The 16172-nt window shown below is 62.3% G+C and carries 15 protein-coding genes; 7 read left to right on the top strand and 8 right to left on the bottom strand.

Features of this window, described 5'->3' with window-relative positions; translation table 11 throughout:
* Nucleotides 1–1443, top strand: a complete 1443-nt coding sequence (tldD, locus tag C2134_RS18520; RefSeq protein ID WP_103321567.1) for a metalloprotease TldD — start codon at nucleotides 1–3, stop codon at nucleotides 1441–1443.
* A gap of 42 nt (nucleotides 1444–1485) precedes the next feature.
* Here tldD and C2134_RS18515 read toward each other — a convergent pair whose 3' ends face one another.
* Nucleotides 1486–2043, bottom strand: a complete 558-nt coding sequence (locus C2134_RS18515; RefSeq protein WP_103321566.1) for an ATP phosphoribosyltransferase regulatory subunit — start codon at nucleotides 2041–2043, stop codon at nucleotides 1486–1488.
* Between the two features lie 470 nt (nucleotides 2044–2513).
* Here C2134_RS18515 and C2134_RS18505 point away from each other — a divergent pair, with 470 nt between their 5' ends.
* Entirely contained in the window at nucleotides 2514–3026 is a 513-nt protein-coding gene (locus C2134_RS18505; RefSeq protein WP_103321564.1) for a PraA/PraB family alkane oxidation protein activator, read from the top strand.
* Here the strand turns inward: C2134_RS18505 and C2134_RS18500 are convergent.
* Entirely contained in the window at nucleotides 3023–4078 is a 1056-nt protein-coding gene (locus C2134_RS18500; RefSeq protein ID WP_103321563.1) for a GlxA family transcriptional regulator, read from the bottom strand. The genes C2134_RS18505 and C2134_RS18500 overlap by 4 nt on opposite strands.
* Before the next feature lie 275 nt (nucleotides 4079–4353).
* Between C2134_RS18500 and C2134_RS18495 the strand changes: the two genes are divergently transcribed.
* The 5 genes from C2134_RS18495 (at nucleotide 4354) to C2134_RS18470 (ending at nucleotide 10826) form a co-directional block, all read left to right on the top strand.
* Nucleotides 4354–5535, top strand: a complete 1182-nt coding sequence (locus tag C2134_RS18495; protein WP_103321562.1) for a M20 aminoacylase family protein — start codon at nucleotides 4354–4356, stop codon at nucleotides 5533–5535.
* A 56-nt stretch (nucleotides 5536–5591) separates the two neighbouring features.
* Complete coding sequence (locus C2134_RS18490) at nucleotides 5592–7403, top strand: DUF1302 domain-containing protein (RefSeq protein WP_103321561.1); 1812 nt, start codon at nucleotides 5592–5594, stop codon at nucleotides 7401–7403.
* 289 nt (nucleotides 7404–7692) lie between these two features.
* Nucleotides 7693–8352 (top strand): adenylyl-sulfate kinase, encoded by a 660-nt coding sequence (gene cysC / locus C2134_RS18480; RefSeq protein ID WP_103321559.1) that lies wholly within the window; start codon nucleotides 7693–7695, stop codon nucleotides 8350–8352.
* Complete coding sequence (locus C2134_RS18475; RefSeq protein ID WP_103321558.1) at nucleotides 8336–9403, top strand: sulfotransferase family protein; 1068 nt, start codon at nucleotides 8336–8338, stop codon at nucleotides 9401–9403. Before cysC ends, C2134_RS18475 begins: the two co-directional genes overlap by 17 nt.
* A 664-nt stretch (nucleotides 9404–10067) precedes the next feature.
* Nucleotides 10068–10826: a substrate-binding periplasmic protein gene (locus C2134_RS18470; protein ID WP_158248815.1), complete on the top strand. Its 759-nt coding sequence runs from the start codon at nucleotides 10068–10070 to the stop codon at nucleotides 10824–10826.
* 19 nt (nucleotides 10827–10845) lie between these two features.
* Here C2134_RS18470 and C2134_RS18465 read toward each other — a convergent pair whose 3' ends face one another.
* The 6 genes from C2134_RS18465 to C2134_RS18440 form a co-directional block, all read right to left on the bottom strand.
* Nucleotides 10846–11853: a substrate-binding domain-containing protein gene (locus C2134_RS18465; RefSeq protein ID WP_233196508.1), complete on the bottom strand. Its 1008-nt coding sequence runs from the start codon at nucleotides 11851–11853 to the stop codon at nucleotides 10846–10848.
* A gap of 564 nt (nucleotides 11854–12417) precedes the next feature.
* Nucleotides 12418–12690 (bottom strand): helix-turn-helix transcriptional regulator, encoded by a 273-nt coding sequence (locus C2134_RS18460; protein ID WP_083339090.1) that lies wholly within the window; start codon nucleotides 12688–12690, stop codon nucleotides 12418–12420.
* Nucleotides 12691–12813: 123 nt separating this feature from the next.
* Nucleotides 12814–13194 (bottom strand): hypothetical protein, encoded by a 381-nt coding sequence (locus tag C2134_RS18455; RefSeq protein ID WP_103321556.1) that lies wholly within the window; start codon nucleotides 13192–13194, stop codon nucleotides 12814–12816.
* The gene (locus tag C2134_RS18450) at nucleotides 13191–13424 is read right to left on the bottom strand and encodes a hypothetical protein (RefSeq protein ID WP_146042215.1); all 234 of its coding nucleotides are present in this window, start codon (nucleotides 13422–13424) and stop codon (nucleotides 13191–13193) included. Before C2134_RS18450 ends, C2134_RS18455 begins: the two co-directional genes overlap by 4 nt.
* A gap of 16 nt (nucleotides 13425–13440) precedes the next feature.
* A complete protein-coding gene (locus tag C2134_RS18445; RefSeq protein WP_146042214.1) occupies nucleotides 13441–15696 on the bottom strand; it encodes a replication endonuclease in 2256 nt (751 codons plus the stop codon).
* Nucleotides 15693–16160, bottom strand: a complete 468-nt coding sequence (locus tag C2134_RS18440; protein ID WP_103321554.1) for a hypothetical protein — start codon at nucleotides 16158–16160, stop codon at nucleotides 15693–15695. Before C2134_RS18440 ends, C2134_RS18445 begins: the two co-directional genes overlap by 4 nt.
* Nucleotides 16161–16172 lie beyond the last annotated feature (12 nt).

Here is a 16172-nt window from a genome sequence, read left to right as displayed (position 1 = left end):
ATGCAAGACGCCTTCACCATCGCAAACGATCTGCTGCTCAAGCCCTACGGTCTGGATGAGGCCGCGCTGGAGCGCACGCTGTCGCATATGCGCCATCACGCCATCGACTATGCCGACCTCTACTTTCAGTACACCCGCAACGAGGGCTGGCATCTGGAAGAGGGCATCGTCAAGTCCGGCAGCTTCAGCATCGACCAGGGCGTCGGCGTGCGCGCCGTCGCCGGCGACAAGACGGCCTTCGCCTATTCCGACGCGATCCATCAGGACGCGCTGACCCGCGCCGCGGAAGCGGTGCGCGCCATCGGCAATGTCGGCGGCGATGGCAGCGCCGGCGCGGTAGAGAAGCGCAAGCCGCAGTCGCTGTATCCGTCCATCGACCCGTGCCATAGCCTGGAGGCCGCGGCCAAGGTGGCGTTGCTGGAAAAAGTGGAGAAGCTGGCCAAGGCCATCGATCCGCGAGTGATCCAGGTGATGGCCGGCCTCGCCATGGAGTACGACGTAGTGTACGTCGCGCGCCATGACGGCGTGCGCGCCGCCGACGTGCGTCCGCTGGTCAGGCTGTCCGTCATGGTGATCGCCGAGCAGAACGGCCGGCGCGAGCAGGGCTCGTCCGGCGGCGGCGGCCGTTTCGATCTGGCCTATTTCGACGACGCCGTGGTGGAGCGTTATGTGCGCGAGGCGGTGAAGCAGGCGCTGGTGAATCTTGACGCCCGGCCGGCGCCGGCAGGCCAGATGACGGTGGTGCTGGGGCCGGGCTGGCCCGGCGTGCTGCTGCACGAGGCGATCGGCCACGGTCTGGAAGGCGATTTCAATCGCAAGGGCACTTCGGCCTTCTCCGGCATGGTGGGCCAACGGGTGGCCGCCCAGGGCGTCACCGTGGTGGACGACGGCGTGATGGGCGGGCGCCGCGGCGCGCTGGCCATCGACGACGAGGGCAATGCCACGCAGCGCACGGTGTTGATCGAGGACGGCATCCTCAAGGGCTATATGCAGGACGCGATGAATTCGCGCTTGATGCAGGTGGCGCCCACCGGCAATGGCCGCCGCGAATCGTATGCCAGCATTCCGATGCCGCGCATGACCAATACCTATATGCTGGCCGGCCAGCGCGATCCGCAGGAAATCATCGCCTCGGTCAAGGATGGCCTGTACGCGGTGAATTTCGGCGGCGGCCAGGTGGACATCACCAGCGGCAAGTTCGTGTTCTCCGCGTCCGAAGCGTGGCGCATCGAGAACGGCAAGCTCAGCTACCCGGTCAAGGGCGCCACCTTGATTGGCAGCGGCCCGGAAGTGCTGAATTACGTCTCTATGATAGGCAACGACCTGGCGCTGGATCAGGGCGTCGGCGTATGCGGCAAGGAAGGCCAAAGCGTGCCGGTCGGCGTGGGCCAGCCGACGCTGCGCATAGACGGCGGGCTGACCGTCGGCGGCACCGGCGGCTGATCGTTTCATGACGCGGCCGGGCAGCAACCCGGCCGTTGCACATCAAAGCGGGATGCCTTGCGCCTCAAGCGCGAGCGCCAGCCTGTCCAGGCCAACGCCGAAGCCCGCCCCCTCGCGGTAGGCGCCGCCGCCCACCACTTGTTTCTGCGCGCCCAGCTCGGGCACGCGCATTTCGAATCCCTCGCCATTCAGGTAGTAGCTGAGTCCGCGCCGCGCCGCGCTGTCGAGCTGGTAGCGCAGTCCCAGGCTGTCCAGGAAGCCCTGGCAGAGCTGCCGGCTCATGCGGCTGGCTGCAGCCGGGTCGGCACTCAGATACTCGAAGCCCAGTTGGGTGAATTCCCGATAACGGCCGGCTTGCGGCCGCTCATAACGGTAACAGCGCGCGACATAGAAGAATTTGGCTTCGCGCCGGCCGTCCAGAAATTCCTTGCTTCTTTCCTGAAACAGCGCGGTGGCCTCCGGTATCAGGCAGCAAGGCCTGCCTTTGCGATCCGGGAAGGCCCACATTTGTTCGAGTATTTCGCTGCCGCCAGCTTTAGCGATGAAGGTGTCCTGTCCCCACAAGGCGGGCAGGATGGCTTCTTCCGCGCCTGCGTCAATGAAGCCAGCTCCGGAAACGGTTTTCCAGTTGGCGAAGGGTGGCGGCCTGTCGGCCGCAGACGATGCGGGTGCCTCTGATCATGGTCATGATGTTTTCCTTAGTATGCGCGATAGTCGCGGGAAATAAAAAAAGACGCCTGGCGGCGCCTGTCTGGTGGTGGCTGACGGAGGGGGCGAGTCAGCTAATGCGTCTCCTCCCAATCGACATGCGCCCACCCGGCGCGCTTGGGCTGGCCGTGATGGTGGTGGCGATGATGGAGAGAAGTTTTCATGTCTTTATCATGTTGTCGCTGGCTCGGCATGTCAAGCCCCTGATAAGGCTGGCCTTAAAGCCAGGCGCTTTGGACGGCTGGGCCGCAGGCTGATCCAGGTCAATCGTCTCATGCCTTCATCATGACATTTTATGTTTCGAAGTCGGGGCCGGGCGGCCGCGATTTCACTTCTGACAAACATAAGATGGGAATTCCGAGATGAGCAAGATCAGCAAGATTCAGGCCGGCGCGGCATTGGCGCTGGCATTGGGCTGTGTCGTATCCGCAGGCGCCGTGACCATTACGCCGCCAGGCGCCGGCGGCGCGGCCATTCCGTTTTCCGCAGTGGGGCCGGCCACGGTCAGCAAGGGCGGGGTGGATGTCGATTGCAACGCCGTGTTCAGCGGCACGGTGGATGGCGCCGGCAATATCCGGATCACCAGCGCCGCGTTCAAGGGCATTCCGGTATGCCGGATGATCAAGGCCAGCGCCACCGCCGCCACGCCGTGGGTGGGGCGAGTGACGGCGCAGAATCAGCTGGCCATCGTCGGCGTGATGGTGGACGTCCAGGCGCCTATTCTGGGCGGGCAATGCGGGCCAAGCCAGATCGCGGGAACGATAAGCGATAACGGCAGCGAAACCACCATAGGCCTCTCCTCCGCGCCCTTGGCTGGCGGCTGCGCGATTTCCGCCAAGCTGAACACCACGCCGTACATGCATGTAACGCCTTAGCGGTCTGTCCGGAGCGGGGACGGCGTAGAGGGCATCTCGTCCTCTGCCCGCCACCAGCGCCGGGCGGCGCGCAAGGCGTAAGCGCGGCGATAGGCGGTGGGGGTAAGGCCGGTCAGCCGGCGAAACAGGCGGCGAAAGGCGCTGGCGTCCTCATAGCCGCATTGTTCGACGATGCCTGGCAGGTCTACCGTTGTGACTTCCAGCAATAGCTTGGCGCGTTCCACGCGCAACTGGTGCAGGTAGTCCAGCGGCGTCATGTCCGCCACTTCGCGGAAGTGGCGCAGCAGGGTGCGGCTGCTGACCGCGGCGGCGGCGGCCACCTTTTCCAGATCGTAGGGTTCCGCCACATGTTGTTCCAGCCAGCGGCGGGCCTTGAAAACCGCGCTGTCGCGGGTGGAAGTATTCAGCAGCGACAGCGCCTGGCCGGATTGCTCGAAGCGGGCGGCTTGATATAGCAGACCGTTGGCGCAGCTTTGCGCCAAGGTCTCGCCGGCGAAGTGGCGCACCAGCTCCACCGCCAATTCGATGATGGAAGCCGGCGCCCCGCTGCAGAGGATATTGCCGTCCACCGTCACCGGGCGGTCCATCAGCAGCTTCACCTTGGGGTGGCTGTTGGAGAACCAGCCTGCTATCAGCCAGGTGATGGTGGCGTCGCGGCCGTTCAGCACGCCGGCGCGCGCCAGCATGGCGGCGCCGTTGTAGTTGGTGGCGATGACGTCGCCGGCGGCGTGACGACGGGCGATCAGCGCCAGGGCATCAGCCGACTGATCCAGCTGATGTTTCAGATGGGGGACGCTGTGCATGTCCAGCCCGGGCACCAGCAAGGCCGTTTTGCAATTTGCCGGCATCGGACCGGGCTGGTGCGTCAGCCATGGCGGTAGCGCCATCTCTGCGCCGGAGGCATCCAGCAGGCGCCAGCCAAACAGCGGTTTCTGTTGCCGCGGGTGGTGCAGGTGCCACAGTTTGTTGGCGGCATGCAGCACATCGATCACCGAAAACAGCGTGCCGCTGAGGCAATTCGGCAGATAAAGCAGGTCTATGCATGCGTTCATAATGGTCTGCCATGGCGATTTCAGCTTTAAATTTGGCGAAATCTGCCGGTAAAGTCCATGTCAAATTTCTGTCATTTCCTTAGTCATCGCTGAAAACCTAAGGTTTCCATCACTTTTATGCCATGAAGCTAGCTGGCGAAAACGGCTTGTTTAATGGCGGTTTTCGCCGATCAGAATTGCGATAGTCCATCTCTAGACTGGTGCTCAAGGCGGCAGGTTTGCGCTATCCAGCCCGCTTCGCCTGTTTCTTCCCCCTCTTGGAAACGGAGCCTCTTATGTCCCAGCCGCAAGGAATCATTGCCGCCATCCGTGACGGCGAGCCAGAGTTCATCGCCATCCGCCATGCCATTCACGCCCATCCGGAGCTGGGTTTCGAGGAGGAAGCCACCAGCCGGCTGGTGGCCGAGTCGCTGCGCAGCTGGGGCTATAGCGTGACCACCGGCCTGGGCGGCACCGGCGTCGTCGGCCAGTTGCAATGCGGCAGCGGGACCCGTCGCCTGGGCATCCGCGCCGACATGGATGCCTTGCCCATCCACGAAGAGACGGGTCTGCCTTACGCCAGCAGATTGCCCGGCAAGATGCATGCCTGCGGCCACGACGGCCACACCGCCATCCTGCTGGCGGCGGCGCGTTATCTGGCGCAGTCCCGCAACTTCGACGGCACGCTGAATTTGATTTTCCAGCCAGCCGAGGAGGGACAAGGCGGCGCGGCGCGCATGATGGCGGAAGGCTTGTTCGATCGTTTCCCTTGCGACGCGGTGTTCGCGCTGCATAACGGCCCCACGCTGCCGGCCGGCAGTTTTGTCGTGCAGCCGGGCGTGCTGGCGGCCTCCGCCGATTCGGTGACCATCACGCTGACCGGCAAGGGCGGCCATGGCGGCATGCCGCACACCTGCGTCGATCCCGTCGTGGCGATGGCCTCCGTCATCCTGTCGCTGCAGACCATTGTGTCGCGCAACCTGGCGCCGGATCAGCCTGCGGTGGTGACGATAGGCGCGGCACTGGCCGGTTCCGTCTGCAATGTGATTCCGGATAGCGCGCGGCTGGAGTTGACGGTGCGCACTTTCAGCCCCGCCGTCCAGCAGCAGATCGAGCAGCGCCTGCGCGAGTTGGTGACGCTGCAGGCGCAGAGCTTCGGCGTGACGGCCGAGATTGTCTGGCAGCCGGTGACGCGGGTGCTGATCAACTCCCCGGCGGAAACCCGCATCGCGCGCGAGGTGGCCGAAGCGATGGTCGGCCCGCAGGGAATCGTGCCGCTGCCGGCCGGCGCGATGGGCGGGGACGACTTCTCCTGGATGCTGGAGCAGGTGCCCGGCTGCTACGTGGTGCTGGGCAACGGCATAGGCAGCAAGGGCGGCTGCATGATCCACAACCCTGGTTACGACTTCAACGACGAGATTCTCAGCGTAGGCGCCAGTTATTGGGCCAGATTGGCCGAGGCGTTCCTGCGCGGATAGCAGCATGCACCGCGCCGTTGTCGGCGCGGTGACGACAACAAACAAAGGAGAGCGATATGAGGAGAACCATCATCTGTCTGAGCCTGCTGCTGTGGGCGGGCGCCAGCCGGGCGGGGGACATCACGGTCAGCACGCTGCCTTCCGGCCTGGGCGAGGGGAGCCGCTTCGATCTGGGTGGGGCGAAGTTGGCGGTGAAGGGGGCGATGTCGATCGGCAGCGTCTATCGAATGGATAATCCTGATCCGACCTTCACCGGTCACGCCAATGCGATGGACACGCTGAACGACGGCGATTTGAACTACCGCAAGGGCGATGTGATTTCCGAAGCCTGGCAGGGCTATCTGCAGGGCGATCTGAGCTACCGCGACGTGGGCGTGTTTGTCAGCGCCAAGGCCTGGTACGACTATGGCCTGAGCCACAACGGCGTGCCGCATGGCCATTCGCCCAACGGCTATCAGCCAGGCGCGCAGTTGAATGACGGTGGTTTTACCCAGCTGGACCGTTTCGGCGGCGTGGCGCTGGATGACGCCTACGTTTATGGACGCGCGCAGATGGGGCAGTCGTCGCTGTCGCTTAGGCTGGGGCAGCAGGTCATCCCTTGGGTGACGCCCACCACCATTCTGGGGGGCATCCAGCGCGTCAATGCGATGGATTTCAACGCGCTGGGCCGCGCCGGCACCATTCCAGAAATGGTCAGCATCCCGGCGCCATCGTTGTACGCCAAGTTGGATGTGACGCCCAAACTGGCTGTGGACGGCTATTACCAGTTCCAGTTCAAGCCGAATGCTTACCCTGCCTGCGGCACGTTCTACTCCGGCAATGACTATGCCCAGCCTGGCTGCGATAAGCTGACGCTGAACGGCAGCCTGCTGAGCTTACTACGGAGACGGAACATCGTAACCAGCGATCAGCAATCGGCCGCCAATCCTCTGGATTACATTGCGCGCGTCGCCGACGACAAGCCTTATGGCGGCGAGTACGGCCTGAGCTTGAGCTATCTGCTGGACAATATCGGCCAGCTGGGACTGTTTTATTCCAATCAGACCAGCCCGGAGAGCGTCACTCAGATGATACGCACCGGCCCCGGCGTGCTGTTGCCGGCTGCGGCCAATCTGGGCCTGGCCCAACCGACCGGCATTGCGGGGGTGTATCGCCGCAGCTTCCCGGACGACATCCATATGTTCGCCATCAATTTCAAGACCCGCCTGCCCAGCGGCACCGGCATCTACAGCGAGCTCAGCTATCGTCCTAATCAGCCGGTGGCCTGGAACGGAGCCGATTTCCTGTATGGCGTGCTAAGCGGCAGCGGCCCGCTCGGCTACTTGGCGCACACGCAGACCGGCTATGTGGCGCGCGGCTACGATACCTTCCATAGCAGCCAGTTCAACTTGGGGGCGACGCAGCCGCTGGGGCGGCTGCTGGGCGGCGATGCGACGCTGTCCGGCGAAGTGGGCGTGAAATACCTGGCGGGTTTGCCTGATCCCTATGTGATGCGCTATGGCCGCGTGGGTTTTGGCCAGGCGCCCAGCGCCGCCACGCCGTCCTGTGGCGGGACCGGCCCGAGCTGCGCGCTGGATGGCTTTGTCACGCCTATGGCGTGGGGCGTGCGCGGCAAGCTGGAGGAGCGCTATGGCGGCGTGCTGCCAGGCTGGGAGCTGATGCCGTCGCTACTGCTGGCGTATGACGTGAAGGGCTATTCGCATGACGGCCAGTTCATCGAAGGGCGGCACAGCATGCTGTGGAGAGTGCAGGCGGAGTACCGCAAGCGCTATCAGTTTGAGCTGCTTTATCTGGCCACGGCCGGCGGCCAATACAACACACAGTCAGATCGCAGCCTGGCGATGGTGAGCGCAGGGATCAAATTTTAATGGCGGCGGCGCGGCTAGGGGCCGCGCCGCTTTTTCACTGCAGGGGATGGGCCAGTTTTGGCGCATGCTGTCGCAGCATGATTTCAGCGTGGCCGATTTGAAAATAATACATATGAATGGCAGTCTGATCTTAAATATGAATCGAATGATCCGTGCAAATACTGATCCGGACTTTTTCATTGGTATTTTCCGCTGGGTTCGCGCTATGACCAATATATCTAGTGCGTGACTGCTGCAAAGCTCTTGTCCTTTCCCTTGGTTTGCATCTGCTCACGGCAAGGATGGGATCATGACTACGCTTTCTCCTAACGCAGGCCTTCCGGCCAATATTTTCAGGGCTCGCGGCCGCATCAGGCTGGCGGACAGGCAGCGCTTGTTCGGCCATGCGGCTTTAACCCTTTGGCTGACAGGCCTCAGCGGCGCGGGCAAATCCACCATCGCCTATGAGCTGGAAGACCGGCTGGTGCATGCCGGCATTTCGTCGACCGTGCTGGATGGAGACAATCTGCGCCATGGCTTGAATCGCGACTTGGGGTTTTCCGCTGTGGAGCGGCGGGAGAACATCCGCCGCATGGCAGAGGTGGCGCGGCTGATGAACGATGCAGGGATGATCGTGGTGTGCGCCTGCATTTCGCCTTTCCGCAGCGACAGGGAAATGGCGCGCGAAATCATCGGCGAGCGGTGTTTTGCCGAGATTTATGTCAGCACTGCGCTGAACGTTTGCGAGGCACGGGACTGCAAGGGTCTGTACGCCAAGGCCAGGGCGGGGCAGGTCGCCCACTTCACCGGCATTTCCGCCCCGTACGAGCCGCCATCGCATCCAGCCTTGGCGCTGGATGCCGGCTCGCTCAGGCTGGAAGAATCGGTGAACAGCCTGTTTGGCTTGGTGCTGAGCTGTTGTGGACCTGCGAGCTTGGGAGAAGGGGCTGAACATGACTACTTCATCTGAAACGCGCCGGCCGTTGCCGGTATTGATGATTCCATTGCGGCGCTGCGGCAGCCACGCGCTGCGGCTGCGGCTGAATTTCAGCCGAGAGTTCTATTCGCCGTATCCGCTGCATGTCGTTGATCTGATGCCATTGCTGCCGCTGTACGGCGATCTGTCCGAGGATCGCAACTACTTCCAGCTGGTGGTGGATGTGGTGGGCTTGCAGGCGGCGAGCATGGTGAAGTGGCCGGATATCGCGTTCGATCCGGTAGAGATTTTCGAATCCCTGGCCGAGCAGCCGCGCAGCGTGCATCGCATCGCGTGGGAGTTGCTGTTGCGCGCCGGCGAGAAGCAGCAGGCCAGGGTGGTGATGGATAAGTCGTTGGATTGCGTCTGCTACGCTGATGAGCTATTGCGCCTGTTTCCGAATATGCGCTTTTTGAACGTGGTGCGCGATCCGCGCGCCCAGGTGGCGTCGATCAATCGGGCGATCATTCACGATTTCGACACTGAGCTGAATGTGCGTATCTGGTTATCGGCGTACAAGGCGGCGGATCGCCTATTGGCTGAGCATCCGGACAAGGTGCTGACGATACGCTATGAGGATTTTCTGCTGGATCAGCAGACGGTGTTGCGCCAGGTGTGCGATTTCTTCGGCATCGCCTTTTTGCCGCAGATGCTGGACATCGGCAGATCGACCGAGGCCGCGAAGATTGCGCAGCTATCATCGTTGTGGTCATCCAATCATTTCCCGCCGATTGCCGCGCATGCCGACAAGTTCAAGCAGCAATTATCGATGCGCGAGATCGAAATCATCGAAACAGCGTGCCGAGACTATATGGAACGCTACGGCTATACCTTGCTGACCGCCGCGCAACTGCCCTTGAACGATGAGTTGATCAAGGCGGCGGAAATCCGCTCGTTGAAAGCCCGCGCGCAAGCCTGGGGCGATTTGCGCCGCAACAATTACCGTGATTACATGCTGCGGCAGTGCCGGGCCGATTATTTGGCTGGAATCCGGCGGCGGCTGCAGCGCGACCGCCAGCTGGAGCAGTCTTTCCAGGAGATGTGATCGGATTTGGCTGGCGCTAAGTCTCAAACACGCAGGAATCCCATTGATGGCCAGCGCATGCTGCACCACCACGCTGAGTGGGCTGTCTTGGCCGAGGTGGCTACTACCCTTGAAATGCTTGGTGTTGAGCATTCATATGAGGGCCATGGATTGAGCTAAGCTTGTGAAACGCAACGTTTACCGAGAACGGTAGCCGAGACAAGCCACAGTCCGCGCCATTGCCAAAGAAAAAAGCGCCTCTTGCAAGAGGCGCTTTTTCATTGTCCTGGCACCGGTTACGGCTGGCGTACGAAGCAAACAGCGTCGCGATGCAGACCTCGCGTGGACCAGATCAACAGGGCTTGGTGCGGGTGGGTACCGCCGCAAGCCATACGAGACAAGGCAAGGTGTCCCGCACTTCTCGGATGCTATTCATGGCGATGTCCGCCACGATCTTGGCCGACTCGAACCCGTTGCGGCAGTAGTGGAGATGATGGCTACAATTGACAGAAAAGGTCATTGCAATGGGCGACACGATTGGACATCGATATCGCCATGTGCGGGTTGACTGGTTGCGGGTACGCATTGCGTTGTTAACACGGTGAATTCAGGCAGGGGCAAAGGGGATATGTGGCGCGCACAGCTGGGTCGGGGGCGAAAGGGTAAGGAGCGATGCTGGCCGGCCATGGGGATGCTGGTGGTGCTTGCCATGGCTTCCGCGGCGGCTCAGGGCTCGCCGCTGCGCGCTTGCGCCTCCGACGCGGACTTGCCCCCCTTCGTATTTACGTCGCTGGCGGGTTTTGCGGGCGGGGCACAGAACACAGGCTTGGCCATCAATGTATTGCAGCGTAGCCTCATGCGTGCCGGGCGCGAACCCGCAGTCGTCGAGCGGCTGCCCTGGCGTCGCTGCCTGGAAACCGTTGCCTACGGCCAGCGCGATATTGCCATCAACGTTCCAAGCCGGGAATTGGATGCCAAGAGGTTTCTGGCTACCGATGCGTATGCCGAGATTCATCACGTGTATTTTTACTCTGCGCAGAAGCATCCAGGCGGAGCCTTGCTGCACTCGTCGGCGGATCTTAAGCGCTACATGGTGTGCGGGCTGTTTGGCAGTCGTCTGGACGCCTTCGGAATCGCGCAGAATCGCCAGGATACCGGTTCAAAAAATGAACGCAATGCCATCAGCAAGATCGCGGAGGGGCGCTGCGATGTTTTCATTGATATCCGCGAGGTGGTAGACAGCCTTTCCGCGCACGACGCGGGGCTGAGAGACCTGTTTACCATGCCAAGCATTCGCCGCTTGGACTTGCCTGACGACGTCCCGACAGGCCTTCATTTCGAACTCAGCCGCGCGCTGCCCGATGGCCGCTACCTGCAACGGTCATTCAATGCCACCATTCGTGACTTGATTCGTAATGATGAGATGACGCGCATGACCCCTTAAATGGACGTGTTGGCGCGGCTTATTTGGCTGATTTTCCAAAAACCGTTTTTGCTGCCACCGGCATCAGATTGTCCACATTCCGGGCGGTTGCCACCAGAATCGGCACCAGAATCTCTTTCGCCGGCTTGTGTCCGTGCAGATACGAAACCAGTGCGCCGGCCGCGGAGCTTCCCATCAGAAAAGGTTGCTGCATGCCGACGGCAACGAGAACATCGTTTTTGAGCAACTGGGCGACTGCGGGCATGGCGTCGAAGGATACGAGCAATATCTGCGTTTCCTTGCCGGCTTCCTTGATGGCGCGTGCTGCGCCATCCACTGGTTGGTCCGTTTCGATGAAAAATCCCCGTATTTTCGGATGGGTCGCCAGGATATCCTTGGTATAGCGATAGGTTTCTTCGGCCGAGTAGTCTTTCATTTGCCGCAGAACCGTTTCAGCTGCAAAGCCGGCGTCTTTCATCGCGTCACGAAAGCCATTGGTTCGATCCTGCCCGTTCTTGCGAGTCAGTTCGATGGTGACCATGCCATAGCTGCCATTGTTCCAGCCGCGTGCTTTCATCGCAGAGGCCAGCTCGACGCCAACGTCGTATGCGCCGCGGTAATTGTCCGATTTGACGAAGCTGACATAGTCGCCCCCATTGGTGCCGATGTCCGCGATGGCGATGGGAATATTGGCGCGCTTGGCCAACTGGAGCGCATCCTCGGCCGATTGGCTGTTGGTGGGCGAAATCACGATGCCGATAGCCTTGCGGGCAATGGCCTGGCGTACATTGCTGAGCTGTGTGTCTGCGCTGAGTCTGCTGTCCAGTTCCGAAAAAGTGTAACCATTCGCGTCTGCGACCGATTTGACACCCTTGCCAACGGTATCCCAGAAGGGCAAATCCGCTTTGGCGGTAATGTAGACGAGTTCAGCTGCGTGGCCGCTGCAGGGGCCTAGCCCGAGCCATGCCGTGAAGACGGCTTTGAGGGCGTAGCGGAGCAAGGAAGCCAGGCTCGAGGGGTTGGTTGTTGAAATCGCGTCGCTATTCACCTTGCACTCCCTGCTGGCGATGATCTTCAGTGGTGATTTTTATTCTAGATAGTTTCGTCCAAGATGCCATCACCTGCCCCGGACATGGCAAAGACCGTGTGTACTGCGCGAGGCGGATGTCTGGAGCGGCTGGCAGGCGGCGAGCCTCATCTGGTTTTGGTGGGGCACCCTTGAGCGGCGCTTCCGGATAGGCCTCCAGGGACAGAATTTTCCTTGCCTGCGAAACGGTATTTCAGGCGCCACCCGACTGTCACGGTTCCCAACCCAACCGAAACGGAATGAAAAAGGCCGCCAAACCCTTGGTTTTGGCGGCTTTGCGGTCTGTTTAGATTTTGGCTGAAACCAAATCTTCGCGCGTCAGCAGCTTGTCGATTTGTAATTTAATGTATTGATATTTATCAATTTATTTTTTATTGAAAAATTTATACCCCATCATATACCCCCATGTTTTGGTCACGTATTGGGGACGAAATTGCTGAGGTTGCACATGAAAAAAGCCATCCTGACGGATGGCTTTGATTCTATGGTTGATGTGGTTTCTTCACCAGGGTCCATGTAGGACCGTCATGCAGCTCTTATTAAACCCGCGCACTCGAAGCGCCACTTGATCCAGATTTCCAGGTGCGACTCCAGGAAACCCACGGACCCACCGCCAAGGGGAATGGACGGAGGGAAGTTGCCGGCGGCAATCCAGTCGTAGAGTGTGGTCTTGGTGATGCCGACGCGTTCAAGCACCACATCGCGGCGCAGGTAGCGGTCGCCTTTGATTGGGCCTTGTCCGTGCCAGGGGCGGGCGGGTTTTTCGTCGTCCGGTGCAATTTCAATCTTTGTTGTCATGTTGGTTCTCGCGGTTGTTGGTTGGCGGCCATAGGTGAGCGGCCTTGCCGGTTTTCAGAGGACGGCGCCCAGGTTGATGGGATGGGCTGGCCGCTCGCCTATGGCCGCTGTGCGGCTGGTTGATCAGATGCTTTCCACCACCAGTTCCAGGTTGGTGCGTTCTTCGTTGGCGGCCAGGATCTGGAAGCGGTCCCGGCCTTGGGCGTCTCGGCCGTTGGCGACGAGCCGGCGCTCCAGGGCGTTGCCGGCCAGCGTCACCACGTAGCGCTGCAGCGGCAGCATGTCGATGGGCACGCGCAGTACTAGGTAGGGCACGAAGCCGGCGCCGGCCTGGGCGCTGGCGTCCAGCTCGATGTCGCGCAGGCGGCGAGCCATGCGCTCGGCGCGCTCGATGTTGCGCAGCTGGCCGTTTACGGCGTCCAGCTCGGCGCGGTAGCGGCCTACGGCGGCTTCCATCAGCCGGGTGTAGAGGTTGGTTTTCGGTTCGATTGCGATAGCGTTCATTGCGCTTGCTCCTGTTCATGGTTTTCCATCAGCTGGCGCCACCTGGCGCGCAGCGCGTTGCAGCGTTCATCGCTTTGGCCAAAGTGGCGGGCCAAGAAGACTTTCCCCACGCGCTGGCCATTCAGCAGGCTTCGGCCAATGACCACGGCCTCGGCATTGCGTTGCTGTTCGGCGCGCTCCAGCTGGTCGAACAGCCTTTTCTCCAATACGGCTCTATCAGGTCCAAACATGTCTCCTCCTCGCCGCTCACGCGCGGCCTGCTTGGTTGATCCACTGCCGCGCCCTGGCGGTTGCCTGGGCCAGCTGTTGAGAAACGGCGATGCCTGGGCCGCCGGCGCTCCAGCGCTCGTCGCGCGGGCGGGTTTGGCGGCGGCGCGGCTTATCGGTGCCCAGCGCCTGGGCGCGGATGGCGTCCAGTACTTCCATGCCTTGGCGGTGCGTCATGCCCAGGTTGGCGGCCAGGCGGCGGTTGATCTTTTGCATGCGGACGCGCTCGCGGCTGGCTTCGCGCTGGCGCTCGGCGGCCAGCTGGTGGGCCTCGATGCCGCGCTGCGCCCATTCATGGACAAATTCCGGGAACATCCGCAGATAGCGCTGGTGCTCCTCGTATTCGCGGCGGGCAACCAGCTGCTCTGCGGTGAGCAGGTCGCTGTCGTCGTCCTGGCTTTCCACCAGCACGCGGTCAGCCTCGCTGAACTGCCATTCCGGCTTCGGCTCGCCCTGGGGCGGCACTTCCAAAAACGTAGAGTTATTGACACGAGTCCAAGGGGAAGCTGCGCTTCCCTCAACCCCGGCGGCCTTGCGGCTGATCTGCCATTCATGGACGCGGGTTTGCGCCAATTGGCCGCTGGCAAGCTCCACCACGCCAAACACGCGCTTTTGTCCTGGTTCGCCGTAGCGGTTTTCCGCCGGCTGGCTGTCGCGGGCGGTGCTGAGCGGCATGTCGGCGCGCTTGGCCTCATGGCCGCCCATCAGGTACACGAAGCGGCCCCAGTTGCCGGTGTCGGCGGCAATGGCGGCATGCATCAGCACGTCTTCGGCATCGGCCGTTTGATAGTCCCAGCGGCGCAGCTCGCGCCACACGCCCACCGGCGGGCCGCCAATCTGCTGAAACTGGCGGATGCCCCAATGGCTGGCCCAGGCATCCACACGGATGGCGGTAACGGTGGCATCGGTCGCGGCGGCTTGGTTTTTGCTCGCGCCATCATCCGGGCCGGCCACGCCGGCGTGGTCCAGCGCCTCAAAGTCCACGCCCACGCTGTCGCCGTTGTGCTTGGCACCGTCCACGTTCTTGGCGATGTACTTGGCGATGTAGCCGGCGGCCGTGCCTCGCTTCCAGTCGATGGCCTCAAACGCCACGCGCGCCTTGATGCCCTTCCATACCCAGCGCGGCGGGTTGGCCCAAAAATCTGCCTCGTTGCCGATCTTGGCGGCGATGTCCGCCAGCTTGCCCTTGGCGCCGTTGGCGCGCAGACCGCGCGCCGCCTGCATGGCATCGGCCTTGGTCAGCGCGTAGCGCAGGCCCAGCTCTTGGCGGTCTTCACGCACGGCATAGCGGGCCACAATGGCGCGGAAGGCTTTGACCTTGTCCTTGGCCATGAACAGCAGCGCATGCATGTGCGGCGTGCCGTCGTGGTGCGGTTCCGCCACGCGAAAGCCAAACGGGCGGACGCCGATTCGCGCCATGGCGGCGGTAATGCGTGACCACACGGTTTGCAGATAGTCGCGGGTATCGATGGGCGTGGCGCCGTTGTACTTAGCATTGCGCTTGCCGCTCTTGGCGTGGCGCGGGTGAAATTTGCTGGGCGCGGTAACGGTGATGAACTCGCCGGCGTATTCCAGGCCCACGGCGATATGCTCGAAACCGGCAATCCGCACCATCAGTTCCGCGCGGCGGATCACCGGGTTACTGGTGCTGAGGTCCGCCAGCTGTTGCAGGGTGTATTCCTGGCCCAGCTCGTTGATGGCGGCCAGCGCCTCCAGCAAGCCGCGGTTGCGGCGCTTCTGCTCGCGGCGGCGGGTAATGGCGTCATGGCTGGCATACAGGCCGTGGCGGCGATGCACCAGCCCTAGCTGGATAGACAGATGCTCGCTGCGGCGGGCATTGACGCGGCGCAGGGCGCGGCGCCACCACAAGCTGCATGCCACGCGCTTGGCACGGCCTGCTTTTGTTTTACCGGCCGGCGGCTCCACGCCATAGCGGGCGCAGTAGCGTTCCAGCTGCTCCATGTTTGCGCCGCGGCTGAGCAGCTGGTCCGCCTCAAACGCGCGCTGCTTGGCAAACTCCACCAGTTCCATCTCGCACGCGCCCAGCGGCAGCGCGTCGCGCGGCATAAAACGGGTGAGATCGCGCAGCCAGGCGTTGGCCTCGGCCTCGCGCGGGTCTGCCTGATCCTGGGCCAGCACCAGGGGCACGCCCCGGCGCTGGCGCCATTCGCGGCCAATCGCCCGGCCCAGGTGGCGCGGGAAACGGTCCAGATCAGGCAGGCGGCAGGTTTTCATGCGGCGCGCTCCTCGCGGGCGGCCGGCATGGATTGCGGCTGTTCGGCGCGCAGCGGCAGGCCGCCGCGCAGCAGCTTGGCTTCCGCTATGCGGGCCTCGGGCAGCATGTTCTCAATCGCTTCGATCACCATGCCCGGCTGATGCAGGGCCAACTGGCGCAGCTTCAGGCCATTCAGCAAGATTTGCTGATTGATGCCGCGCGCCACTTGCGCCAATACCTTGATGGCGTCCTGAATGTCCGCCAGCGCGTCCAGCTGCGCAGGCGTCAGCACCTTGGCTTGCAGCTCGTCCACCGCCACCAGTTGCGGCCCGGCCACCTCGCGGCGCAACGGCTCCACCGGCAGATGCACCGGCGCCAACCTGGCCTGGGCTTTTTTCTGCGCCTCATGGCGCGCCGCATTCTCGCGCGCCATGTTCACGGCGACATTGCGCCAGGGGGATTTAACAGGGGTAGCGGCATTCATGGCGTTGGCTCC

Source organism: Chromobacterium sinusclupearum (assembly GCF_002902845.1).
Classification (GTDB): domain Bacteria; phylum Pseudomonadota; class Gammaproteobacteria; order Burkholderiales; family Chromobacteriaceae; genus Chromobacterium; species Chromobacterium sinusclupearum.
The sequence above is the reverse complement of the archived record's forward strand: the minus strand, read 5'-3'. Positions and strand labels throughout refer to the sequence as shown.

Excerpts from the sequence above, each read along its gene's own strand:
- tldD (WP_103321567.1), top strand. The coding sequence starts at position 1 with ATGCAAGACGCCTTCACCATCGCAAACGATCTGCTGCTCAAGCCCTAC.
- C2134_RS18505 (WP_103321564.1), top strand. The coding sequence starts at position 2,514 with ATGAGCAAGATCAGCAAGATTCAGGCCGGCGCGGCATTGGCGCTGGCA.
- C2134_RS18500 (WP_103321563.1), bottom strand. The coding sequence starts at position 4,078 with ATGAACGCATGCATAGACCTGCTTTATCTGCCGAATTGCCTCAGCGGC.
- C2134_RS18495 (WP_103321562.1), top strand. The coding sequence starts at position 4,354 with ATGTCCCAGCCGCAAGGAATCATTGCCGCCATCCGTGACGGCGAGCCA.
- C2134_RS18490 (WP_103321561.1), top strand. The coding sequence starts at position 5,592 with ATGAGGAGAACCATCATCTGTCTGAGCCTGCTGCTGTGGGCGGGCGCC.
- cysC (WP_103321559.1), top strand. The coding sequence starts at position 7,693 with ATGACTACGCTTTCTCCTAACGCAGGCCTTCCGGCCAATATTTTCAGG.
- C2134_RS18475 (WP_103321558.1), top strand. The coding sequence starts at position 8,336 with ATGACTACTTCATCTGAAACGCGCCGGCCGTTGCCGGTATTGATGATT.
- C2134_RS18470 (WP_158248815.1), top strand. The coding sequence starts at position 10,068 with ATGGGGATGCTGGTGGTGCTTGCCATGGCTTCCGCGGCGGCTCAGGGC.
- C2134_RS18460 (WP_083339090.1), bottom strand. The coding sequence starts at position 12,690 with ATGACAACAAAGATTGAAATTGCACCGGACGACGAAAAACCCGCCCGC.
- C2134_RS18455 (WP_103321556.1), bottom strand. The coding sequence starts at position 13,194 with ATGAACGCTATCGCAATCGAACCGAAAACCAACCTCTACACCCGGCTG.
- C2134_RS18450 (WP_146042215.1), bottom strand. The coding sequence starts at position 13,424 with ATGTTTGGACCTGATAGAGCCGTATTGGAGAAAAGGCTGTTCGACCAG.
- C2134_RS18445 (WP_146042214.1), bottom strand. The coding sequence starts at position 15,696 with ATGAAAACCTGCCGCCTGCCTGATCTGGACCGTTTCCCGCGCCACCTG.
- C2134_RS18440 (WP_103321554.1), bottom strand. The coding sequence starts at position 16,160 with ATGAATGCCGCTACCCCTGTTAAATCCCCCTGGCGCAATGTCGCCGTG.